Consider the following 23,847-nt stretch of genomic DNA (forward strand, 5'->3'; position numbering starts at 1 on the left):
CCGCTTCTGGCGGGCTTTGTTGTGTGTGGCAGTTGCGATCAGAAGTCGTAGCGCACGTTTGCGGTGAACGTATCCGCGTCGAAGCCGCTGCTGGTCAGGTAGTTGTACGAACCGCCCACGCTCCAGGCACCTACGCGGTAGGTCGCGCCCAGGCCCAGCTCGTAGCTGTCACGCGCCGGTGTTGCGCCTTTGGTGGTGAACGGGGTACCGCCAAGCACGAAGGTGGAGGTGGTACCGGCCTTGTCGCCGATGAAGTCGTGCCAGGCCATCAGCTTGGCTTCCGGCTCCAGGCTACCTACGCCGACGTCGAATGCGCCCGCCAGGCGTGCACCCAGGCCCATCTCGCCGATCTCATAGCGCTGGCTGCCGACATTGAGGGCCGCCGAGCTGCCTTTTTCACGGTACGAGTCGATCGAGACGTTGGCGTAGCGCGCGCCGATCTGTGGTTCGAGTACCACTTGGCGGTCGAGCTGGAAGGTATAACCGGCCAGCGCGTTGACCCCGAAGATCTCGCTGTCGTAGTCGGCCTTGGCGCGGCTACCGGCGATGTAGCGCTTGGACTCGTTGTCGTTCCAGCCATACATCAGCGAGGTATCGACGAAGAAGTTGTCGTGGGTCCAGTTGCCATACAGGGTCAACGCGTGGCCGCTGACATCGGTCTTGTTGCCGCGGTCGGTTTTGACGTCGCTGGTCAGGTTGCTGTATGCCAGGCCCACCGTGGTGTTGGCATCGAGCTTGCCATCGGCACCCACGGCGATGCCGTTGGTGTTGGCATCGTAACCGTCGATGCCGTTGCGGCGATCCTGGTCGGCATCGCTGGACAGCGCTTGCAGCCACACGCCGGTATCGGCCAGGCCTTCGCCGGACGACAGGCCGTTACGCGCATTGCTGGAACGGCGGGTGACGGCGTTGCCTACCAGTGTCTGGCTGCTGGTGGCTGCATTGATCGCGCCGCGGCTGACGTCCGGAGTCAGGGTTTCGGCAAGCTTGGCCAGCTCTGCGTCGCTGCTGGCATTGGCGAAGGCCTGGAACACCGGGTCGCTCTCGCCCAGTTGGCCCATGACGCTGTTCTTGAACGGCTGAATGGCATTGACCGCATTGCGCGACGCGTTGGCGCCGAGCAGGTTCTGTGCAATCACATCATCGCTGCGGGTAGAAACCAGCGCCTTCACATCCTGGCCTTGGATGCCGAAGTTCTTCACTTCAAGCAGCGCGGAGGACGAGACCACCGAGAGGTTCTGCGCCTCTTCCCAGGTGCCGGAATTGAGCAGGGTGTAGCGGGTGCCTTGTGCCGACGTGCGGAAGTCGTCGGAGCGCGCCTGCAATTCGATCTGGCTGCCTTTGGCGAAGTAGGTATTGCCGGTGACTTTCAGGATCGGTGCGTTGGGCTTGGTGTCGTTGTCCAGCAGCAGGCGCAGGCGCGAGGTGCTGTTGTCCAGGTCGAGGTCACCGATGATGGTGGTTTGCGGGCGCAGCAGGGTCAGGCGGGCATCACCGACATCCACGTAATCGGCACGGATGGTCGAGCCGTCGAAGGCCACGTCACCCTGTACCAGTACGCCGGTCAGGCCCAGCAGGTCGCCTTTGACATCGCCGCCCTTCCAGTAGAAGAAGGACTGGTTGCGTGTGCTGTCGGCCTTGATGGCGGCAATACCGCCTTCCAGCAGGCCGGCGGTCTGGGTGACCGAGAACTGGCTGTTGTCCTTCAGGTTGACCAGATGGATGCCGATGCCATCCGCAGAAAGGGTGCCGCTGTTGTTGATGCTGCTTTTGTAGGGCGGTGTGGTGGCGCTGGTGAACGTAGCGTTTTCGATTTCGATACCGGCCGAGTCGACGCCCTGCGCGATGATGGTCCCGCTGTTGTTGATGCTCGCCTGAGTGGAGGTGATCATCATGCCGTTGGCATTTTTGCCGGACACGGCGATGTTCCCGCTGTTGGTCACATCGCCGGCGATGGTCGTCTGGTACACATCAAGCCCCATTGCACCGTTGCCGGTCACGGTGATGTCGCCCTGGTTGATCAGGCTGCCACCGATCTTGTTGTCGAGGCTGAGAGTGATGCCCGATGGGATGTCGTTGGCGTTCGCCGCGCCCAGGTTGATTGCGCCTTTGTTGGTGAAGTCGCCCGCAACGGTCGCGCGGTCCATTGTTACACCTGTTTGCTGCGACGTTCCGCTGAAGGTAGCGCTGTTGAAGACACCACCGAGGTTGCTGTAGGCGCCCGTGCTCAGGTCGTGATTCAGGTCAGGCGCGGGGGCGGCATGGGCGGTGGTAGCGGCGGCAACGGACAGCGCCAGCAGCGAGCGGCGCAGGTGTGAAATAGTCAAGGCGTTATCCCTTCCAAGCTCGGAAACCGACGGGGAGTAACGGGCGCATCGGCGTCTGTTTCGAGCGTCCCTGCCGGCTTGTCAGTAAAAAAACAGAATCAAGCGCGGCGACTGTACAGGAAGGTTGTAGGACAATTCACACGGAAAGGTCTGGAAACGACTAAAAATCATAAAAATGTGAATTAGGCGAAGTTTGAGCAAAATAAGCTGAAATTCGATGGAATTTTGCCAAAAGGGTGCGGTCCCTTGGTGTGGCTTTTTCTTCACGGTTGGTGGCTTTTGGCCTGAACGAGGCCGGCCAGGGCTGCCCCGAGCACCACGACGGTGATCAGGGCATTCATGGCCGGTTCATGCGCAGGTTATGGGTCAGGCGAAGCTGATGTTGATGCGCTGCTGACCATAGACGACTTTTGCGGCCGAGATCAGCTGGTGCGGAATTTCCACGAATGGGATGTCGGAGTTGGTCAGTGCGATATCCACCATTTGCACCATGATCGAGTTCTTGCGCACCAGGATCACGTCCGACCAGTCGGTATTGGTCATTGCCAGGGGAATGAAGTCCGAGCGTTTCATGAAGCTGCTCAACGCCTCGAGCACCCCCAGGTTCTGCTTGGTGCCGTTGACGCTGTGGCAGCAGTCGTTGAGCAGGATGAAGCCGTCCGGGCCGACCAGTTCCTGGTAGTACATCAAGTCGCGCAGGATGAATTCGTACTGGTGGCTGGCATCGATATAGACGACATCGAAGGTATCGATGCCGGTACGGGGCTTGATCGCGTCGATGGCGCTGATGGTGTCGGCGCGGATCACGGTGACGTTGTCCTTGTCGGCGAAGCGGTCCAGGCATTCCTGGTAGAGCTTGTCGAAGGTCGCCTGCTCATACATCGGGCCGCCGTAGTAGTAAGCGTATTTCTCTGGTGGCTCGACCCAGGGTGGCAACTGGTCGAACGGGCTGTAGTCGTCATTGGAGGCAGGGTTCCAGCTGTCGATCAGCACCATCTTTTCCGGGGTAAGGGCCTGGTAGAGCTTCATGGCGTTTTCGCCGCGCAGCACGCCCAGTTCTGCCACCACCGGCTGCTTGCCATAGGCGGTGAATACGGCATTGAGTACGTGATAGAAGGTTTCACGGTAGGTAGTGCAGACTTTCATCGGGGACCTGCTCTGCTGCTTGTTCGATTGCCAAGTGTATCGGCCTGAAGTTCGATTTCGAGAGGGCAGGTTCAATCAATTTGTGGGCGCGCCGGTTCAGCGCGCCACGATCGATCGTTCAAGCCACCCAGGGCTGGAGTTCGCCATCGGGCATATCTATCTGGCTGAAGGCGAGGAGGGGGGAGCCCCCCATGCCCGGCCGCTCAGGTGGTTAGCGCGAGGCCCAGGCGTTGAAGCGTTGCTCCAGTTGCTCGCCATGGTCTGCCCAGAACAGGGGGTCTACCGGCACCTGCTGGGCGAGGTTCGCTGGCGCGGTGGGCAGTTCGGCGATGCGGGCTGTGTCGAGCAACTGCATGGCCTGCAGGTTGGCGGCGCCGTAGTCGATATGCTCGGCGAAGTTTTTCTGCTGCGTGGGGTCGAGCGTGAAGGCAATGAACTCGCGGGTCTTCTCTTGCCGTGAAGCGCCTCGCGGGATAGCCCACGAGTCGAATTCGTAGAGGCCGCCGGACCAGACGATGTCCAGGTTATACTTCTTCTTCTGCTGGGCCGAGAGACGGCCGTTATAGACCGAGCTCATCACCACGTCCCCCGCCGCAAGGTACTGAGGTGGCTGGGCGCCGGCCTCCCACCACTGGATGTGCGGTTTGATCTCATCCAGCTTGGCGAACGCGCGGTCTTGCCCGGCTTTGGTGGCCAGTAGCGCGTAGACGTCTGCGTGCGCTACCCCATCGGCGATCAGGGCGAACTCCAGGGTTGATTTCGCCAGCTTGCGCAAGCCGCGCTTGCCCGGGAATTTCTCCACATCCCAGAAATCCTTCCAGCCGGTGGGGGCTTGCTTCAACTTGCTGGTGTTGTAGGCCAGTACCGTTGAGTAGACGAGGAAACCGATGCCGCAGGGTTGAATGGCACCGGGAACGAAATGCGTGGTGTCGAGGCCGATCTGAGCGGGGTCCAGCGTCTCGAACATACCCTCTTCGCAGCCCCGGGCGAGCTCGGCGGACTCCACCTCCACGGCATCCCAGGAGACGCTGCGGGTGTCGACCATGGCTTTGACCTTGGCCATTTCGCCGTTGTACTCGCCGGAAATGATCGTGCTGCCCCGGGCTTGCTGCCAGGGCTTGTAGAAGGCCTTTACCTGGGCCTCCTTGTTGGCGCCACCGAAAGAGACGATGGTGAGATCGGCCGCGAGGCCGTGACTGGCAGTGAGTATCCCCGTTGCGAGTGCTGCGAATTTCAGAGCTTTGATCATTATTGTTATCTCCTACTGTTCAAGGGTGATTGCACATCACTCGAGACACCGGGATCAATCGGTCCTCCCAGACGAGAGACATCCGGTTCTCGTTCCCTACGCCGCAGAGCAAGCCGCACGGGCCATCAGCAGGGCTCGCAACGAAACGTAGTTTGTATGCCTGTGGTCCTTTTTAGTGCCCTGTAAGGTTTCATGGGGGTAAGGAGGGTAAAAGCTGACTTTTCCGATTCTTGGGTCGGGGTTTACTAAACTATGCAAGGGAGGGTGGGCGGGTGACGCCTCTGGGTTCAGGTTGAGCTGCCGTTGGCTCGGCTTCAGCGGGTATGGGTGCTGCGCTGGGTGGATTGCCTGGAACACGGGCACACTCAGGCGCCTCCACCATTCAAGAGCAAGACAGCCTTTTACGGGATCGATTTTTCTCAGGCACTGATTCGGTATTCCAAAGATTAGCCCCCGGATGGACTGGAATACCGTCTGGAATACCCGAATGGCTGGAACTCAAAAACTCTAAAAGGACCGTAAAAGCACTGGAGGCCACGTATTTACTGGGTCGCAGGCACAAAAAAAGACGTCCGAGGACGTCTTTTTTTTGTGGATTTGGTGGAACCGGGGGGATTTGAACCCCCGTCCGCCAGTACTCCGCTGTCGGTACTACATGCTTAGCCGTGTCTATTGAGTTAATCCGCAGCCGCCCGACGGGCAGGGTGCTTTGGACGAGTTGTGTAAGTTTTAGCCGATTCGTCCACAACGTACTGCACGGCGATCCTGTTCTGTATGACAATCACTTCGGGTTTACAGGCATCCCCTAGTGATTGCTGGAGCCGAAGCTACCAGGAGAGCGGGCTCGGCTGCTTACGCAGCGAGAGCGTAACCCTCGTAGTTTTCGTCATTGGCAACTATAGAAAGTTGCAACAGTGGATTTACGAGTTCTGTTACCAACTCGGCATGCACCTAGAGTTTCATCACCGGCGTCGAATCCTAATCGGCCCCATTTTTTACTGCTCTAGCGCTAGCACCGTTTCGGGTGCGTAAGACGGAGTATACGCCATCGGTCGGGCGACGTCGACTGTCCGGTCCGGTCGCCCGACCCCGCAGGCTACGAACCGCTGGAACCACTGTCGCCCTTGGTGGCTTTATCCTGATCCTGCAGAATTCTGCCGGTGATCTCGATGCAGTCCTTGGTGTTGCCTGCAGCCTGAGCCGCCTTGGCATCATCCACATCGTTCTTGAGGCTGTTCTGGGTGTCCTGGGAGGTTGCCCCCGCCGTCGCCATGTTGTCGTCAATCTTCTGCAGGTTGGTCGCACACAGGTCGTCTGCCGCAAACACAGGCGAGGCAAGCAGTGCGGCACTCAGGAACAGGCCGGTAATCGCAGTACGCTTCATGTGAGTCTCCTTGGCTGGGAAGGCCTCAGGATAAGGGGCCTATTTTCATGGACTGTGCCCAATGCCAGGGGTTCACACGGATGATGCAGTGCCTCGCCAGCAGGGCCGGCGAGGTGTATTCAGAGCACCCTGGCCCGGGTCACCCGATCTACCAGATACACCAGGCCGTGATAGTCGATCCCGCCGTGCTGGCTCAAGCCGATCTCGCAGGTGCGGCTCGTGGAAATCCCTTCGCTGCAATACTGCACCGCGTCCTTGAGGCTGCGCAGCGAGTGCGCGTTGAGTTCCGGGGTGGTGAAGCCCTTGTCGCCGGCAAACCCGCAGCAATGAATGCCTTCGGGAATCACCACCGCCTTGCTGCAACGCCGTGCCAGGTCGATCAGGGCCTGGCTCTCGCCCAGGTGCTGGGTGCTGCAGGTCACATGCACCGCGATCGGTGCGTCCTGCGGCGTGAATTCCAGCTTGTCCACCAGGTGCGTGCGGATGAAGCGCACCGGGTCGTACAGGTCCAGGCGCGGGTCCTTGAGGTCTTGCACCAGGCGCAGGGTGCACGGGCTGGTGTCGCAGTAGATCGGGTCCAGGCCGCCACGGCTGGCATGCAGTAACGCGCCGATCAGTTCCTGGCGCTTGTGTTCGGCCTGCTCGGCATAGCCTTTGGAGGCGAACGGCTGGCCGCAGCACAGGCTGTCCTGGTTCTCTGGAAACACCACCTGGTAACCGGCCTTTTCCAGCAGGCCACGGGTCTTGTCGAGCAATGAGGTCTGCTCGCTGTCGCCGGCAGCCGGCCCCATGACCCGCGATACGCATGCGGCCAGGTACACCACGCGAGGCCGCGCGTCGTTGCTCGCCGGGCTGAACTGCACCGCCTGCAGCGGTTGCGGCATGGCCGCTGTCCACTGTGGCAGGCGCCCGTTGCTGGCCTTGCTCAGTGTGCGGCTGATGTGCCCCAGGCGCGGTGCGCCCAGCAGGCGGCGGGCACCGTTGGCGATGCGCAAGGTGAGCCGTGCACCACTCAGGGCAGTATGGAAATTGTCCGCCAGCCAGTCTGCAGTCTTTACATGGTGGGCGGCCTGGCCACGCAGCTTTTTCACCAGCTCGCCGGTATTGATGCCTACCGGGCAGCGTTGTGCGCACAAGCCGGTGGCCGCGCAGGTGTCGATGCCCTGGTACTGGTAGTCGCGCTCGAGTTCGCGGGTGTCGACACCGGCACGCTTCTTCGCCTGGATGTCGCGCCACATCACGATGCGCTGGCGCGGGCTCAGGGTCAGCCCTTTGGACGGGCACACCGGCTCGCAGAAGCCGCACTCGATGCACTTGTCGACGATCTCGTCGGCGGCCGGTAGCGGCTTGAGGTGCTTGAGGTGGATCTGCGGGTCTTCGCTGAGCACCACGTCCGGGTTGAGGATGCCGTTGGGGTCGAGCAGGCGCTTGAGCTTCCACATCAACTGATAGGCATCCTGGCCCCATTCCAGTTCGACGAACGGTGCCATGTTGCGCCCGGTGCCGTGTTCGGCCTTGAGCGAGCCACCGAACTCGACCGCCACCAGTTGCGCGACGTCGTCCATGAAGGCCTGGTAGCGCGTCACTTGCTCAGGGCTGCTGAAGCCCTGGGTGAACACGAAGTGCAGGTTGCCCTCCAGCGCATGGCCGAACAGGATCGCTTCGTCATAATGGTGCTTGTCGAACAGCTCGATCAGACGGTTGACGCCAATGGCCAATTGCTCGACCGGGAAGGTCACGTCTTCGATGATCACTGTGGTGCCGGTCTTGCGCACGGCGCCGACCGCAGGGAAGGTGTCTTTGCGGATGGCCCAGAGCTTGGCGTTTTCCTTTGCATCCTCGGTGAAGTCGACCTGCTTTTCGACCGGGAACCCGGCCAGCGAGGCCATGATCAGGTCCAGCTGTTCATGCAGCAAGGCCTGGGTCGCAGCGCGCGATTCGATCAGCAGCGCGCAGGCACCCTCGGACAACTGCTGGACGAAGGCCGGCATGCCGGGCTTGTCCTGCACCGAGCGCAGGCTGCGTCGGTCGAGCAGTTCCACCGCCGATACTGGTTGGCGCTTGAGTACGGTCACGGCGGTGCAGCAGGTTTCCACGTCGGGAAACACGATGAGTGCCGAGGCCTTGTTCGGGTGATCGATCACGGTGTCGTAGGTGACCGCGCTGATGAACCCCAGGGTGCCCTCGGAGCCGACCAGCAGGTGGTTGAGGATGTCCAGCGGCCGGTCGTAGTCGACCAGCGCATTGAGCGACAGGCCGGTGGTGTTCTTGAGCCGGTACTTGTGGCGGATCTTCGCGGCCAGTTCGGTGTTGGCGCGGGTCTCGCGGCCCAGTTGCGCCAGAGACTGGAGCAGGTCGGCGTGGCTGTGTTCGAAGGCCGCGACACTGGCCGGGTCTTCGCTGTCCAGGCGCGTGCCGTCGGCCAGCACCAGGCGCAGGCCGGCGAGGGTGTGGTAGGTATTCTGCGCAGTACCGCAGCACATGCCGCTGGCGTTGTTGGCGACGATGCCGCCGATCTTGCAGGCGTTGATCGAGGCCGGGTCCGGGCCGATCTTGCGCCCGAACGGTGCCAGCCAGGCGTTGGCCTGCGCGCCGATCACGCCGGGCTGCAGGCGGATCTGCTGGCCCTGATCACGAATTTCCCGGCCATTCCAGTTGTCGCCCAGCACGATCAGCACCGAGTCGCTGATGGCCTGGCCCGACAGGCTGGTGCCGGCGGCGCGGAAGGTGACCGGCACGCGGTCGCGCTGGGCCAGTTGCAGCAGGCCCACCACTTCGTCCTCGCTTTCGACCCGCACCACCAGCTTGGGGATCAGCCGATAGAAGCTGGCATCGGTGCCGAAGGCCAGGGTCGAGGTCGGGTCGTCGAAGCGGCGCTCGCGGGGTATCAGGTGTTGCACCGAGTCGAGGAACGCGGTGGGCAGGCTCATGCAATCTCCTCGCGGGGCCGTGGCGTCTGGTGCGCCGCGTGCCCCGGTCAATCAGGCGGTGATGGAGGGGCGGGCTGTCAGGCGCCCAGTTCGCGTACCAGCGAGTCGCGGGTGATCTCGCTGATGGACTTGGCGCCGGTCAGCACCATGGCCACGCGCATTTCTTTTTCGAACAACTCCAGCAGGTTCTTCACGCCGGCTTCGCCTGCGGTGGCCAGGGCGTAGAGGAACGCCCGGCCGATCAGTACGGTGTCGGCGCCCAGGGCGATCATGCGCACCACGTCCAGGCCGCTGCGGATGCCGGAGTCGGCGAGGATCTTAAGGTCACCCTTGACCGCATCGGCGATGGCCGGAAGTGCGCGGGCGCTGGACAGCACACCATCGAGCTGGCGGCCGCCGTGGTTGGACACCACGATGCCATCGGCGCCGAACTTCACGGCGTCCCTGGCATCCTGCGGGTCGAGGATGCCCTTGATGACCATCGGGCCATCCCAGAACTCGCGGATCCACTCCAGGTCCTTCCAGGAAATCGAGGGGTCGAAGTTGGCGCCCAGCCAGCCGATGTAGTCGGCCAGGCCAGTCGGGCTGCCACGGTACTGGGAAATGTTGCCCAGGTCGTGCGGCTTGCCCAGCAGGCCCACGTCCCACGCCCACTGCGGGTGTGTCATGGCCTGCCACATGCGGCGCAGCGGCGCGTTCGGGCCGCTCATGCCCGAATGTGCGTCACGGTAGCGCGCGCCCGGCACGGGCATGTCCACGGTGAACACCAGGGTGGTGACGCCGGCGGCCTTGGCCCGCTCCAGCGCATTGCGCATGAAGCCGCGGTCCTTGAGCACATAGAGCTGGAACCACATCGGCCGGTCGATGGCCGGGGCGACTTCTTCGATCGGGCATACCGAGACCGTCGACAGCGTGAACGGAATGCCTTTGGCGGCCGCGGCGCGAGCCGCCTGCACTTCACCGCGACGGGCATACATGCCGGTCAGGCCGACGGGCGCCAGGGCGATCGGCATGCTCAGGGTTTCGTTGAACAGCTGGGTCTCGAGGCTCAGCTCGGACATGTTCTTCAGCACGCGCTGGCGCAGCGCGATGCTGGCCAGGTCTTCGACGTTATGGCGCAGCGTGTATTCGGCGTAGGCACCGCCGTCGGCATAGTGGAACAGGAAGGGCGGCAGCTTGCGTTGGGCCGCGGCGCGATAGTCGGTAGAGGCAGAAATGATCATGTGATCTCGCAGCGTTGGTTGAAAGAGGCGGTGGCCGGGGGCGTCGAAACACACCCGGCCTCTGTCACTTTAGTGAACCAGCATGCCGGTCAGCCAATAGGCCTGGACCAGCGTGATCAGGCCGACGATGGTGGCGAAGAACAGGCTGTGCTTGAGGGTGAAGCGGAACAGGTCCGATTCCTTGCCGACCAGCCCGGTGGCCGCACAGGCCACGGCGATCGATTGTGGCGAGATCATCTTGCCGGTCACGCCGCCGCTGGTGTTGGCGGCTACCAGCAGGGTGTCGTTGACCCCGATCTGGTGGGCGGTGGTGGCCTGCAGCGAGCTGAACAGCGCGTTGGACGAGGTATCGGAGCCGGTCAGGAACACGCCCAGCCAGCCCAGGAACGGCGAGAAGAACGGGAACGCAGCGCCGGTGCCGGCCAGTACCAGGGCCATGGTCGAGGACATGCCCGAGTAGTTGGTGACGAAGGCGAACGCCAGCACCATGCCGATCGACAGGATCGGCCAGCGCAGCTCGACGAAGGTTTCCTTTAGTGTGGTCAAGCCGGTCTTCAGGTTGATCTTGAGCACCAGCATGGAGATCAGTGCAGAGAAGAAGATCGCAGTACCGGTGGCCGAGATCGGGTCGAGCTTGAACACGGCAGGCATGGCGGTCGCGTTGGCGACGATCGGTGCAGTCTTGATCACCAGTTGGTCCAGGTGCGGGATGGCGAAGTTGAACACCCAGCTGTACATCGAACCGCCGGCGGCGAAGGCGGCCTTGAACGGCTTGAGGGTCCAGATGGTGACCAGCACGGTCAGGATCAGGAACGGCGACCAGGCCTTGAAGATTTCACCGAAGCTGTACGGCGAAGGCTGGCTGCCACTGCTATTGACTACCGCAGCGCCGACGCTGGCAGTGGCCATTGTCATCGAACGCTTGGGCTGCCAGACCTTGAGGAACAGGGTCAGGGAAATCAGGCTGGCCAGGGCCGAAGTGATGTCCGGCAGCTCCGGGCCGATGAAGTTGGAGGTGAAGTACTGGGTCACGGCGAAGCTCAAGCCGGCCACCAGTGCCGCAGGCCAGGTCTCTTTGACGCCGCGCAGGCCGTCCATCATGAACACCAGCCAGAACGGTACGAACAGCGACAGCAGCGGCAACTGACGGCCGGTCATGGCGCCGATCTTGAACGCGTCGATGCCGGTGACCTGGCCGGCCACGATGATCGGGATGCCCAGTGCGCCAAAGGCCACCGGGGCAGTGTTGGCGATCAGGCACAGTCCGGCGGCGTACAGCGGGTTGAAGCCCAGGCCTACCAGCAGTGCAGCGGTGATTGCCACGGGGGCGCCGAAACCGGCCGCGCCTTCCAGGAAGGCGCCGAAGCAGAAGCCGATCAGCAGCACCTGCAGGCGCTGGTCGTCGGTGATCGACAGTACCGAGCTGCGGATCACTTCGAACTGGCCGCTCTTGACCGTCAGTTTGTACAGGAATACCGCCGCTACGATGATCCAGGCGATGGGCCACAGGCCATAGGCAAAACCGTAACCGGCAGCGGCAAATGCCATGTCGGCCGGCATCTGGAAGGCGAAGATGGCCACCAGGATCGAAAGCCCCAGGGTGATGCTGCCCGCCACATGCCCCTTGAGGCGAAACACGGCCAGCGCCAGGAAGAAGAACACGATGGGAATGACTGCCGCCATGGCGGACAGGCCCAGACTGCCGAGTGGACTATAGAGTTGTTGCCAGGTTTGCATATGGGGTGGCCCCTAATTGTTGTTGGTCATGCAGTGCATTGGTTAATTGGTCATACCAATTTACAATGTCGAGGCGCTAGGTTAAAAGCCTCGTGGCAGGTGTGTCAATTTGCCTCGCTAAAACTTTCGTCGCAGGGTGTGGGAAAGGGGCGCTGAATGGCTGGGAAAAATACCAACTGATGGGTGTGGCGGGGGCGCGGATAGGCCAAAATAGACAGCCCCGAACGTACTCGGGATTGTGGAGAGCATGTGATGGTTTTCAACCAGGTCCGCCAGCGCCGTTTGTCCGACGATATTGTCGAGCGCCTGGAGGGGATGATTCTTGAGGGCACCCTGACTGCTGGTGCTCGGTTGCCGGCCGAACGGTTATTGGCCGAGCAGTTCGGTGTGTCGCGTCCCTCGTTGCGCGAGGCGATCCAGAAACTGGTGGCCAAGGGCATGCTGGTCAGCCGCCAGGGGGGGGGGCAACTATGTCGCCGAGTCGATGGGCTCGACCTTCAGCGACCCGCTGCTGCAACTGCTGGAGAACAACCCTGAAGTCGAGCGCGACCTGTTGGAGTTTCGTCACACGCTGGAAGCGTCGTGCGCCTACTATGCGGCGATGCGCGCCACCGAGGTGGACCGGGCACGGCTGAAGGCCGCGTTCGATGCGTTGCAGGATTGCTATACGCGGGTCGACGAGGTCAGTCGGGCCGAGGAGGGCGCGGCGGATGCGTCGTTCCACCTGGCCATTGCCGAGGCCAGCCATAACGCGGTGCTGCTGCACACCATTCGCGGTTTGTTCGACCTGCTCAAGCGCAACGTGGTGACCAACATCGGCGGCATGTACAAGCAGCGCAGTGAAACCCGCGACATGCTGATTGCCCAGCACCGCGACCTGTACCTGGCGATTGTCGAAGGGCGTGCGCAGGATGCGCGCGAGGTGTCGAGCCGGCACATTCTGTATGTGCAGGAGGTGCTCGAAGAGGTGCGCCAGGAAGTGCAGCGGGTGGCGCGGGCAGAGCGGCGCAACGGGCGATAGCCCGAAGCTGGAAGGCTGGCGCCTTCCTTCGCTGGCAAGCCAGCTCCCACAGGGTTCCCTGCACACCGCAGAACCCTGTGGGAGATGGCTTACCAGCAAAGAGGCCAGGGCGGGCGACCCGAGGTTGCCCGTGAACGATTACTCGTCGCGGCCCTTGCTGCGCACGGCGCGCTGTAATTCGCGGTCCGAATCACGCTCGCGCTGGGTATCGCGCTTGTCGTATTCCTTCTTGCCTTTGCCCAGGGCAATCTCGCACTTGATCAAGTGCTTGCTCCAGTAGATCGACAAGGCCACGCAGGTATAGCCTTTCTGCTGTACGCCCACATACAGGCGCTCCAGCTCACGGCGGTTGAGCAGCAGTTTACGGGTACGGGTCGGGTCGGCGATCACGTGGGTGCTGGCTGCGGCCAGGGGGGTGATATGGCAGCCCATCAGCCATGCCTCACCGTCCTTGAGCAGCACGTAGCTGTCCACCAGATGCGCCTTGCCGGCACGCAGACTTTTTACTTCCCAACCGGACAGGACCAATCCGGCCTCGAACTTGTGCTCGATGAAGTAATCGTGACGCGCCTTTTTTGTTCTGCGCGATGGTCCCTGTCGGATGCTTCTTTTGTTTAGCCATAGGGGCGGCATTATAGGCAGTCGTTGCGTTGTCGGCTACGGGGTAGCGGTGCGCTTGAGCCGCTGGAGTGAATCCCGGACAATGCCTGCTGTTTTTTCTTCTTGATGCGCCATGTGGCGCTCCTCGGCATTCTGATCGTGTTTGCCGCTCAGCTTTGGAAGTGACGCCTGGATGACTACCCATATTCAACGTTCGGCGCTGTTGCCGTACCCCGCTCAGGCGCTGTATGACCTGGTCAATGACGTCGCGCGCTATCCCGAGTTTTTGCCTTGGTGCTCGTCGAGCACCGTGCTGGAGGAGACTGATACGCTGATGCGGGCCAAGGTCGAGGCGGCCAAGGGGGGGATGAGCCAGAGTTTTGTTACGCGAAATGTGCTGGTGCCTGGGCAATCGATCGAAATGAACCTGGAAGAGGGGCCGTTCAACCAGTTGCACGGCGTATGGACGTTCAAGGCATTGGGTGAAAAGGCCTGCAAGATCAGCCTGGACCTGTCCTTCGACTACGCCGGGCCACTGGTGCGGGCGACCTTGGGGCCGATCTTCAACCAGGCGGCCAATACCCTGGTCGATGCATTTTGCCAGCGGGCCAAGCAGCTCAATGGCTGAGCCGATGCTGCCCATCGAGGTGGTCTATGCCACGGCCGAGCAGCAGCTGTTGCTGGCGCTCGAAGTGCCGGCAGGGACGACGGTGGGCGAGGCGGTGAAGTTGTCGGGGATTGCCGGGCGATTGCCTGAGGGGGCGGTGCAAGACTGCCCGCTGGGTATCTTCGGCAAGGTGGTGGCGCCTGAGCGTGTGATAGCGGCCGGGGACAGGGTCGAGGTGTACCGGCCATTGCTCGCCGACCCCAAGGAAGTGCGCAAGCAGCGGGCCGCCAAGGTGGCCAGGGTGTTCAAGAAGGCCAAGCGGTAAACGCAGCGCACAAAAAAGCCCGGGCTGAGCCGGGCTTTTTATTGCCTGCGCAGTGCTTACTGCGGCGAGGTGTCCAGCGGTTCCTGCACCGGAACCGGCATGACTTCGATGGTATCGACGTCACGTTGGATCGTGTCTTCCAGCGAGCCCGGCCTGGCCGGTTTCGATTCGACCGGCTCCGTGCCCTGTGCTGGGCTGACGGTGGTGCCGGCTTCGCTGCCGAGTATTTCCTGGTCGCGGCTTACGCCCGGCATGAAGTCACCGGAAAGGCTCGCGAGCTGGTCGTTCTCGTTGAAGATGACGCTCATCCGCTCCTGCTGGCGCTCACCGCCACCTGGTTGCAGACTGTACAGGTAGTCCCACCGGTTGGTGTGGAAGGTATCCTGGATCAAGGGGTTGCCCATGATAAACCGTACTTGCCGACGGGTCATTCCCGGCCGCAATTGGTCTATCATGTCCTGCGTGACGACATTGCCCTGCTGGATGTCGATTTTGTAAACCCCGGGGAACGAGCAACCGGCGAGTGCGAGCAGTCCCACAAAGGTGAGGCTGGTTAGCAAGAGCTTGGTGTTTTGCATCGGTGGGCGACTTCCACTATCTTGGCTGGACAACGTAAACCCCGATCATACCCGTATTCAGAGAAGCTGCGAAGCAGCATCGGCGAGAAAGCTGACCATGGTTGAAAATAGCGAATTACGCAAAGCCGGTCTCAAGGTGACCCTGCCTCGAGTCAAGATTCTACAGATGCTCGACTCCACCGAGCAGCGCCACATGAGTGCTGAAGACGTCTACAAGGCGTTGATGGAAGCAGGCGAGGACGTCGGTCTGGCCACGGTTTACCGTGTTCTGACTCAGTTCGAGGCGGCAGGTCTTGTCGTTCGCCACAACTTCGACGGCGGTCATGCGGTGTTTGAACTGGCCGATGGCGGCCACCACGATCATATGGTCAACGTGGAGTCTGGCGAAGTCATCGAGTTCTTCGATGCCGAGATCGAAAAGCGCCAGAAGGAAATCGTGCTGGAGCACGGCTACGAGTTGGTAGACCACAACCTCGTGCTGTACGTGCGCAAGAAAAAGTAAGCATTTTGCTTTGATTGCACGGCATAGAAGGCGACCCTGGGGTCGCCTTCGTGCTGTGTGGGGCAAGCGTTTTGCTGGCGGCTGGCGGATTATGAGGCGTTGCGCCAGCAAGGCGGGGTAGGTCAGGCCTGGCTGGTCACGACCATCTTGCGGGCGTGCGCCAGCGACTCTTTGGTCAGGTCGATGCCGCCCAGCATGCGCGCCACCTCTTCGACACGTTCGCGCTTGCCCAGGCTGGCGACGGCCGTGTGGGTGGCATCGCTGTTGCGCACCTTGTGCACGAACAGGTGGTGATGCCCTTGGGCGGCGACCTGCGGCAAGTGGGTTACCGTCAGTACCTGGCCGCGCTCGCCCAGGCGGCGCAACAGTTGGCCGACGATCTCTGCGGTGGGGCCGCCGATGCCCACGTCCACTTCGTCGAACACCAGGGTCGGGATGCGTGAGGTCTGCGCGGTGATCACCTGGATGGCCAGGCTGATGCGCGACAGCTCACCGCCCGATGCCACCTTGGACAGCGCCTTGAGCGGCTGGCCTGGGTTGGCGCTGACCAGCAGTTCTACCTGTTCGAGGCCCTGAGGCAGCAGGTCGTCGCTGTTGTTGGCCCGCAGCTCGATGCTGAAACGCCCGCCCGGCATGCCCAGGCGCTGGATCTCCAGCTCCACGGCGCCAGCCAGTTGCGTCGCCGCCTGTTGGCGCAGCCCGCTCAGTTCGGCCGCCTTTTCGTGATAGTGGCGCGCATAGGCCGCCAGCTCTTCGCCAAGCCGCTCGATGGATTCGTCGTTGGCGTTCAGGCCCTCGAGCTCTTCCATCAGCCGTTGCTGCAGGTCGGCCAGCTCGCTTGGGTTGACGCGGTGCTTGCGCGCCAGGGTGTACAAGGCGTCGAGCCGTTCTTCGAGCAGTTGCAGGCGCGCCGGGTCGGCATCGAAATGGTCGAGGAAGCGGTTGAGTTCGCCCACTGCCTCTTCGACCTGGATCTGCGCGCTGGCGATCATGGTGGCCGCTTCGCCCAGCGCCTTGGGGGCGTTGTGCACGGCGGTCAGGCGGTTGAGGCTGACGGTCAGCGCGCTGAGCACGTTGCCCGAGTCGCTTTCGCTGCAGTGGTCGATCACCTGGCGACAGATACCGAACAACGCCTCGGCATTGGTCAGGTTCTTGTGCTCCTGCTCCAGCAGTTCGAGCTCGTTTTCGCCCAGGTTGAGGTTCTCGAGCTCTTCGAGCTGGTAGCTGAGCAATTGATGCTGCGCGCGCTGCTCGTCGCCGGAGTTGGACAGCCGCTCGAGCGCCTGGCGCGTCTGCCGCCAGCGCTGGGCTGCCAGTTGTACCTGGCGGGCCAGGTCGGTGGCGCCGGCATATTCGTCGAGCAGGCGGCGGTGGGTGTCGCTCTTGAGCAGCGACTGGTGCTCGTGCTGGCTATGGATGTCGATCAGCAGTTCGCCCAGCGCCTTGAGATCGCCCAGTGGGCAGGGCGTACCGTTTATATAGCCACGGCTGCGACCCTCGGCGGTGATGACCCGGCGCAGGATGCACGGGCCGTCGGTGTCCAGGTCGCGCTCGGCCAGCCAGGCGCGTGCCTCGGGAATGTCGCCCAGATCGAAGGTGGCAAGGATGTCGGCCTTGTCGGCCCCGGGCCGCACCACGCCGCTGTCGGCACGATCGCCCAGGGTCAGGCCGAGGGCGTCGAGCATGATCGATTTGCCGGCACCGGTTTCGCCCGTGATGACGCTCATCCCGCGGGCAAGTTCGAGGTCCAGGTGTTCAACGATGGCATAGTTGTGTACGGAAAGGTGCACCAGCATTGGGGCGGCTCCCAGGCGTAAGGTCTGGTTATTTATACAGTGTTTTCAAATCGGCTGACAATGCCTGTGCTTAGTTCGATTCGCTCAGCTGTAGCTGCTTTTGATCGCAAGCGGTTATGAGACCTTTGCGCTTGCCTGCACATCAGCCCTTGAACCTGCGTTTTAAGACCCCATATAGCCGGCAGACGTGCGAGTAAGCTCGCTGACGAAATTGCAAAGGAGAGATTTTATGGCTGACGAACAGACGCTGGATGAACAGAATCTGAACGCCGACAAGTCCGCCGACGCGGCCGGCGATGACCTGAGCACCCGTGTGCAGGTGCTCGAAGAGCAACTGGCGGCGGCCCAGGATCAATCCCTGCGCACCGCTGCCGACCTGCAGAACGTTCGCCGCCGTGCCGAGCAGGATATCGAGAAGGCGCACAAGTTCGCCCTCGAGAAATTCGCCGGTGACCTGCTGCCGATCATCGACAGCCTCGAGCGCGGCCTGGAGCTGTCCAGCGCCGAAGACGAGAGCATCCGTCCGATGCGCGAAGGCATCGAGCTGACCCTGAAAATGTTCCACGACACCCTCAAGCGCTTCAACCTCGAGGCGATCGATCCGCACGGCGAACCGTTCAACGCCGAGCAGCACCAGGCGATGGCCATGCAGGAAAGCGCCGAGGTCGAGCCCAACAGCGTGCTCAAGGTGTTCCAGAAGGGCTACCAGCTCAACGGTCGCCTGTTGCGCCCGGCCATGGTCGTGGTCAGCAAGGCGCCGGCACCGGTTTCGCCCTCGATTGACGAGAAGGCTTGAAATTAGCCGGGCGGCCCCCATTTAAGTGTCAAGCGTTTAAGTGCTACCGCAGTTGGCAACCACCGCTGCGGCAACCAAATCCAAAGTTTCGGGAGAGTTAACATGGGCAAAATCATTGGTATCGACCTGGGGACCACCAACTCCTGCGTCTCCATTCTGGAAAACGGCAACGTCAAGGTTATCGAGAACGCCGAAGGCACTCGTACCACCCCTTCGATCATTGCCTATGCCAACGACGGCGAAATCCTGGTAGGCCAGTCCGCCAAGCGTCAGGCGGTCACCAACCCGCACAACACCCTGTACGCGGTAAAGCGCCTGATCGGTCGTCGCTTTGACGAGGACGTCGTTCAGAAAGACATCCAGATGGTCCCTTACAAGATCGTCAAGGCTGACAACAACGACGCCTGGGTTGAAGTGAACGGTCAGAAAATGGCGCCGCCACAGATCTCGGCGGAAATCCTGAAAAAGATGAAGAAAACCGCCGAAGACTACCTCGGCGAGGCAGTCACTGAAGCGGTCATCACCGTACCTGCCTACTTCAACGACAGCCAGCGTCAGGCCACCAAGGACGCCGGTCGCATCGCCGGTCTGGACGTGAAGCGCATCATCAACGAGCCCACCGCAGCCGCACTGGCCTATGGTATGGACAAGGCCAAGGGCGACCACACCGTGATCGTCTACGACCTGGGTGGCGGTACCTTCGACGTGTCGGTGATCGAGATCGCTGAAGTCGATGGCGAGCACCAGTTCGAAGTGCTGGCCACCAACGGTGACACCTTCCTCGGTGGTGAAGACTTCGACATCCGTCTGATCGACTACCTCGTGGACGAGTTCAAGAAAGAAAGCGGCATGAACCTCAAGGGTGACCCGCTGGCCATGCAGCGCCTGAAAGAAGCCGCTGAAAAAGCCAAGATCGAGCTGTCCTCGAGCCAGATGACCGACGTCAACCTGCCGTACATCACCGCAGATGCGACCGGCCCTAAGCACCTGAACGTGAAGATTTCTCGCGCCAAGCTGGAGTCGCTGGTCGAAGACCTGGTTCAGCGCACCATCGAGCCATGCCGTATCGCCATGAAAGATGCCGGTATCGATGTCAGCAAGATCGACGACGTGATTCTGGTCGGCGGTCAGACCCGCATGCCGCTGGTGCAGAAGGCGGTTACTGATTTCTTCGGCAAGGAAGCGCGTAAAGACGTCAACCCTGACGAAGCCGTTGCCATGGGTGCAGCCATCCAGGGTGCGGTACTGGCCGGTGATGTCAAAGACGTGCTGCTGCTGGACGTCAGCCCGCTGACCCTGGGTATTGAAACCATGGGTGGCGTAATGACCGCGCTGATCGAGAAGAACACCACTATCCCGACCAAAAAGTCGCAAGTGTTCTCGACGGCCGATGACAACCAGGGTGCCGTGACCATTCACGTGCTGCAGGGTGAGCGCAAGCAGGCTACGCAGAACAAGTCCCTGGGCAAGTTCGACCTGGCCGACATTCCACCTGCACCACGTGGCGTGCCGCAGATCGAAGTGACCTTCGACATCGATGCCAACGGCATCCTGCACGTAGGTGCCAAGGACAAGGCGACTGGCAAGACCCAGTCGATCGTGATCAAGGCCAACTCCGGCCTGTCTGATGAAGAAATTCAGCAGATGATCCGCGATGCCGAAGCGAACTCGGAAGAAGACCGCAAGTTTGAAGAGCTGGCCGCAGCCCGCAACCAGGGTGATGCACTGGTTCACTCGACGCGTAAAATGGTCGTTGACGCCGGTGACAAGGTAACCGCCGACGAGAAGACCGCGATCGAAGCTGCCGTGGTTGCCCTGGAAGCCGCTGTCAAAGGCGACGACAAGGCCGCCATCGAAGCCAAGGTCGAAGAGCTGTCGAAGGTCTCCGCGCCAGTGGCTCAGAAGATGTATGCCGAGCAGGCCGAACAGCCTCAGGCCGGCGCACAGCCACAAGCTGAAGAGCCCAAGCACGATGACGTGGTCGATGCTGAGTTCGAAGAAGTCAAAGACAACAAGTAACTGCTACAGGTTGTCGGCCGGTTGACTGCTGTTTGGCAGTGACTGGTAGGATGTCGCCGCGCGGGGGCTTGCTCCCGCGTTGGCGTGTCTGGAATACCCGAATTTTTACAGCATTCGAGCGGGCTTGAATGCTGGCGGCACAGCGCGAAACGCGCAGAGGTATGCCGAACGTCCTCAAGAGTGCAAAGACTTATGGCAAAGCGTGACTATTACGAGGTTCTGGGGGTCGAGCGTGGCTCGAGCGAGGCCGACCTGAAGAAGGCCTATCGCCGCCTGGCGATGAAGCATCACCCGGACCGTAATCCTGATGACAAGGCCTCCGAAGAGCTCTTCAAGGAAGCCAACGAGGCTTACGAAGTGCTCTCCGATGCCAGCAAGCGCGCGGCGTATGACCAGTATGGTCACGCCGGTGTCGACCCGAGCATGGGGGGCGGCGGTGCCGGTTTTGGCGGTGCCAACTTCTCCGACATCTTTGGCGATGTGTTCAGTGACTTCTTCGGCGGCGGCCGTGGCGGTGGTCGCGGTGGCGCCCAGCGTGGCAGCGACCTGCGCTACACCCTGGAGCTGAACCTGGAAGAGGCGGTGCGTGGCACTACGGTCAATATCCGTGTACCAACACTGGTCAACTGCAAGCCGTGCGACGGCTCGGGTGCCAAGAAAGGCTCGTCGCCGTCGACCTGCCCGACCTGTGGCGGTATCGGTCAGGTGCGCATGCAGCAAGGCTTCTTCTCGGTGCAGCAGACCTGCCCGCGTTGCCATGGCCAGGGCAAGATCATCACTGATCCTTGCGATTCGTGTCACGGCGAAGGGCGTATCGAAGAGTACAAGACCCTTTCGGTCAAGGTGCCTGCCGGCGTCGACACCGGTGACCGCATTCGCCTGTCCGGCGAAGGCGAGGCGGGCTCCCAGGGCGGCCCGACCGGTGACCTGTACGTGGTCATCAATGTGCGCGAGCACCCGATCTTCCAGCGTGACGGCAAGCACCTGTACTGCGAAGTGCCGATCAGCTACACCGACGCGGCGCTGGGTGGCGAGCTGGAAGTGCCGACCCTCGATGGTCGCGTGAAGCTGAAGATCCCGGAAGGTACCCAGACCGGCAAGCAGTTCCGCCTGCGTGGCAAGGGTGTTGCGCCGGTGCGTGGCGGTGGTGCGGGCGACCTGATGTGCCGTGTGGCGGTGGAAACGCCGGTCAACCTGAGCCGTCGTCAGCGCGAGCTGCTTGAAGAGCTGCGGGTGTCGCTGGACGGTGACAGCTCTCACTCCCCCAAGGCCAATGGCTGGTTCGAAGGCGTGAAGCGCTTCTTCGGCGATCTGTAAAAGGAGCAGGGCATGCGACGTATAGCGGTAATGGGCGCGGCAGGGCGCATGGGCAAGGCCTTGATCGAGGCGGTGCACCAGGCGTCGGGCGCCGGATTGACGGCGGCCGTGCACCGTGCCGACAGCTCGCTGGTGGGCGCCGATGCGGGTGAGCTGGCGGGGCTGGGGCGTATTGGTGTGCCGTTGTCGGGTGATCTGGATCGGGTGGTCGACGAATTCGACGTGCTGATCGACTTCACGCACCCGTCGGTGACCCTGAAGAACCTGGCGTTCTGCCGCAAGGCCGGCAAGGCCATGATCATCGGCACCACCGGTTTCAGCGTTGAGGAGAAGCAGTTGCTGGTGGAGGCGGGCAAGGATATCCCCATCGTCTTTGCGGCCAACTTCAGCGTCGGCGTCAACCTCAGCCTCAAGCTGCTCGACATGGCGGCGCGGGTGCTGGGTGATGAGGTGGATGTCGAGATCATCGAAGCGCACCACCGGCACAAGGTGGATGCGCCCTCGGGTACTGCGCTGCGCATGGGTGAAGTGGTTGCCAATGCGCTCGGGCGAGACCTGCAGAAAGTTGCCGTGTATGGCCGTGAAGGCCAGACCGGTGCGCGTGATCGCCAGACCATCGGCTTTGCTACCGTGCGTGCCGGTGATGTGGTCGGTGATCACACCGTGCTGTTCGCTGCCGAGGGTGAGCGCCTGGAGATTACCCACAAGGCCTCCAGCCGCATGACCTTCGCCAAGGGTGCGGTGCGTGCCGCGTTGTGGCTGGACGGGCGCGAGCCTGGCCTGTACGACATGCAGGACGTGCTCGACCTGCGTTGATCCGATGCATCCGGGGCCGCCATGCGGCCCTTTCGCCGGCCTGGCCGGCGATGCTTTCCAGCCTGTCGACGTCCTGTCGCATTCCTATGCCTTTTGGGCACATCAGCGGTAGACCAAAAAAGCCTTTTTCTGTAAGCTACAGCTTTAGTGTGTCCACTAAAAGCGCGCAGATAATTCGATGAAGAAAGCGGGGTGACGTGTCTATACGTCATTCCGCTTTTTTGCAACCTGCGATCGCCCCTTCAGGCTTTATTTTTGGGAGGTCTTCTTGACTAAGCCAGCCATACTCGCCCTTGCCGATGGCAGCATTTTTCACGGTGAGGCCATTGGAGCCGACGGTCAGACCGTTGGTGAGGTGGTGTTCAACACCGCAATGACCGGCTATCAGGAAATCCTGACTGACCCTTCGTACTCGCAGCAGATCGTTACCCTGACCTACCCGCACATCGGCAACACGGGTACCACGCCTGAAGATGCCGAGTCCGACCGCGTATGGTCGGCTGGCCTGGTGATCCGCGACCTGCCGCTGATTGCCAGCAACTGGCGCAACACGCTGTCGCTGTCCGATTACCTCAAGGCCAACAATGTGGTGGCGATTGCCGGTATCGATACCCGTCGCCTGACCCGCATCCTGCGTGAGAAGGGCGCGCAGAACGGCTGCATCCTGGCCGGCGACAACATTACTGAAGAGGCGGCCATCGCAGCCGCACGCGGCTTCCCGGGCCTCAAGGGCATGGACCTGGCCAAGGTCGTGAGCACCAAGAGCAGCTACGAGTGGCGCTCCAGCGTGTGGAGCCTGAAGACCGACAGCCACCCGACCATCGAGGCCAGCGAGCTGCCGTACCATGTCGTGGCCTACGACTACGGCGTCAAACTGAACATCCTGCGCATGCTGGTCGAGCGCGGTTGCCGCCTGACCGTGGTGCCGGCGCAGACCCCTGCCAGCGAAGTGCTCGCGCTCAACCCCGATGGCGTGTTCCTGTCCAACGGCCCTGGCGACCCGGAGCCGTGCGACTACGCGATCCAGGCAATCCGCGAGATCCTCGAAACCGAAGTGCCGGTATTCGGCATCTGCCTTGGGCACCAGTTGCTGGCCCTGGCCTCCGGCGCCAAGACCGTGAAAATGGGCCATGGCCACCACGGTGCCAACCACCCTGTTCAGGACCTGGATACCGGCGTTGTGATGATCACCAGCCAGAACCACGGTTTTGCGGTTGATGAAGCGACCCTGCCGGGCAATGTCCGCGCCATCCACAAGTCGCTGTTCGACGGTACCCTGCAGGGCATCGAGCGCACCGACAAGAGCGCCTTCAGCTTCCAGGGGCACCCTGAAGCAAGCCCGGGCCCGACCGACGTCGCGCCACTGTTTGATCGTTTCATCGATGCCATGGCCAAGCGCCGCTGAACCCTCTGCCGAGGCAGCCCTGAACCGGCCCTGACCGTGTTCAGGCGCGCCCCGGACAGCGTGTTCAAC

The 23,847-nt window shown here is 61.9% G+C and carries 17 protein-coding genes, 1 other RNA gene and 2 pseudogenes; 9 read left to right on the top strand and 11 right to left on the bottom strand.

Annotated elements, in window-relative coordinates; genetic code table 11:
• Positions 1 to 38: 38 nt before the first annotated feature.
• The 8 genes from KUO17_RS16790 to KUO17_RS16825 form a co-directional block, all read right to left on the bottom strand.
• Complete coding sequence (locus KUO17_RS16790) at positions 39 to 2,327, bottom strand: autotransporter family protein (RefSeq protein WP_217976661.1); 2,289 nt, start codon at positions 2,325 to 2,327, stop codon at positions 39 to 41.
• Between the two features lie 366 nt (positions 2,328 to 2,693).
• On the bottom strand, positions 2,694 to 3,473 hold the full coding sequence (locus tag KUO17_RS16795) for a class I SAM-dependent methyltransferase (RefSeq protein ID WP_217976662.1): 780 nt from the start codon (positions 3,471 to 3,473) through the stop codon (positions 2,694 to 2,696).
• 211 nt (positions 3,474 to 3,684) lie between these two features.
• Positions 3,685 to 4,722, bottom strand: coding sequence for an ABC transporter substrate-binding protein (locus KUO17_RS16800; RefSeq protein WP_217976663.1), 1,038 nt, complete (start codon positions 4,720 to 4,722; stop codon positions 3,685 to 3,687).
• Positions 4,723 to 5,320: 598 nt separating this feature from the next.
• Positions 5,321 to 5,712, bottom strand: a transfer-messenger RNA (tmRNA) gene (gene ssrA, locus KUO17_RS16805).
• Positions 5,713 to 5,818: 106 nt separating this feature from the next.
• Positions 5,819 to 6,106: a hypothetical protein gene (locus tag KUO17_RS16810; protein WP_217976664.1), complete on the bottom strand. Its 288-nt coding sequence runs from the start codon at positions 6,104 to 6,106 to the stop codon at positions 5,819 to 5,821.
• Between the two features lie 119 nt (positions 6,107 to 6,225).
• Complete coding sequence (locus KUO17_RS16815) at positions 6,226 to 9,036, bottom strand: FAD-binding and (Fe-S)-binding domain-containing protein (RefSeq protein ID WP_217976665.1); 2,811 nt, start codon at positions 9,034 to 9,036, stop codon at positions 6,226 to 6,228.
• 77 nt (positions 9,037 to 9,113) lie between these two features.
• Positions 9,114 to 10,259 (bottom strand): FMN-dependent L-lactate dehydrogenase LldD, encoded by a 1,146-nt coding sequence (gene lldD / locus KUO17_RS16820; RefSeq protein ID WP_217976666.1) that lies wholly within the window; start codon positions 10,257 to 10,259, stop codon positions 9,114 to 9,116.
• Positions 10,260 to 10,328: 69 nt separating this feature from the next.
• Positions 10,329 to 11,996 carry a lactate permease LctP family transporter gene (locus tag KUO17_RS16825; protein WP_217976667.1) on the bottom strand — a complete coding sequence of 556 codons (1,668 nt, stop codon included), beginning with the start codon at positions 11,994 to 11,996 and terminating at the stop codon, positions 10,329 to 10,331.
• A 252-nt stretch (positions 11,997 to 12,248) separates the two neighbouring features.
• Between KUO17_RS16825 and KUO17_RS16830 the strand changes: the two are divergent.
• Positions 12,249 to 13,017 (top strand): annotated as a pseudogene (locus KUO17_RS16830) (GntR family transcriptional regulator).
• Between the two features lie 138 nt (positions 13,018 to 13,155).
• Here KUO17_RS16830 and smpB read toward each other — a convergent pair.
• Positions 13,156 to 13,639: pseudogene (smpB, locus tag KUO17_RS16835) on the bottom strand (SsrA-binding protein SmpB).
• Positions 13,640 to 13,810: 171 nt separating this feature from the next.
• Here smpB and KUO17_RS16840 point away from each other — a divergent pair.
• Together KUO17_RS16840 and KUO17_RS16845 are read left to right on the top strand one after the other, a co-directional pair.
• Complete coding sequence (locus tag KUO17_RS16840; RefSeq protein WP_217976668.1) at positions 13,811 to 14,245, top strand: type II toxin-antitoxin system RatA family toxin; 435 nt, start codon at positions 13,811 to 13,813, stop codon at positions 14,243 to 14,245.
• Positions 14,238 to 14,549, top strand: coding sequence for an RnfH family protein (locus KUO17_RS16845; protein WP_217976669.1), 312 nt, complete (start codon positions 14,238 to 14,240; stop codon positions 14,547 to 14,549). Before KUO17_RS16840 ends, KUO17_RS16845 begins: the two co-directional genes overlap by 8 nt.
• Before the next feature lie 56 nt (positions 14,550 to 14,605).
• Here KUO17_RS16845 and KUO17_RS16850 read toward each other — a convergent pair whose 3' ends face one another.
• Positions 14,606 to 15,127 carry an outer membrane protein assembly factor BamE gene (locus KUO17_RS16850; protein ID WP_217976670.1) on the bottom strand — a complete coding sequence of 174 codons (522 nt, stop codon included), beginning with the start codon at positions 15,125 to 15,127 and terminating at the stop codon, positions 14,606 to 14,608.
• 97 nt (positions 15,128 to 15,224) lie between these two features.
• Between KUO17_RS16850 and fur the strand changes: the two genes are divergently transcribed.
• Entirely contained in the window at positions 15,225 to 15,629 is a 405-nt protein-coding gene (gene fur, locus KUO17_RS16855; RefSeq protein WP_043863835.1) for a ferric iron uptake transcriptional regulator, read from the top strand.
• 122 nt (positions 15,630 to 15,751) lie between these two features.
• On the opposite strand, the gene recN is transcribed toward fur, so the two are convergent.
• Complete coding sequence (gene recN / locus KUO17_RS16860; protein ID WP_217976671.1) at positions 15,752 to 17,425, bottom strand: DNA repair protein RecN; 1,674 nt, start codon at positions 17,423 to 17,425, stop codon at positions 15,752 to 15,754.
• 229 nt (positions 17,426 to 17,654) lie between these two features.
• Between recN and grpE the strand changes: the two genes are divergently transcribed.
• The 5 genes from grpE to carA all read left to right on the top strand — a co-directional run bounded on the left by grpE (position 17,655) and on the right by carA (position 23,778).
• On the top strand, positions 17,655 to 18,221 hold the full coding sequence (gene grpE / locus KUO17_RS16865; RefSeq protein ID WP_217976672.1) for a nucleotide exchange factor GrpE: 567 nt from the start codon (positions 17,655 to 17,657) through the stop codon (positions 18,219 to 18,221).
• 102 nt (positions 18,222 to 18,323) lie between these two features.
• Positions 18,324 to 20,240: a molecular chaperone DnaK gene (gene dnaK, locus KUO17_RS16870; protein WP_217976673.1), complete on the top strand. Its 1,917-nt coding sequence runs from the start codon at positions 18,324 to 18,326 to the stop codon at positions 20,238 to 20,240.
• 192 nt (positions 20,241 to 20,432) lie between these two features.
• Positions 20,433 to 21,557, top strand: coding sequence for a molecular chaperone DnaJ (gene dnaJ, locus KUO17_RS16875; RefSeq protein WP_217976674.1), 1,125 nt, complete (start codon positions 20,433 to 20,435; stop codon positions 21,555 to 21,557).
• Between the two features lie 12 nt (positions 21,558 to 21,569).
• Complete coding sequence (gene dapB / locus KUO17_RS16880) at positions 21,570 to 22,373, top strand: 4-hydroxy-tetrahydrodipicolinate reductase (RefSeq protein ID WP_217976675.1); 804 nt, start codon at positions 21,570 to 21,572, stop codon at positions 22,371 to 22,373.
• A 268-nt stretch (positions 22,374 to 22,641) separates the two neighbouring features.
• Positions 22,642 to 23,778, top strand: a complete 1,137-nt coding sequence (gene carA, locus KUO17_RS16885) for a glutamine-hydrolyzing carbamoyl-phosphate synthase small subunit (RefSeq protein ID WP_217976676.1) — start codon at positions 22,642 to 22,644, stop codon at positions 23,776 to 23,778.
• Positions 23,779 to 23,847: the final 69 nt, after the last annotated feature.

The organism is Pseudomonas aegrilactucae (genome assembly GCF_019168305.1).
Lineage (GTDB): Bacteria > Pseudomonadota > Gammaproteobacteria > Pseudomonadales > Pseudomonadaceae > Aquipseudomonas > Aquipseudomonas aegrilactucae.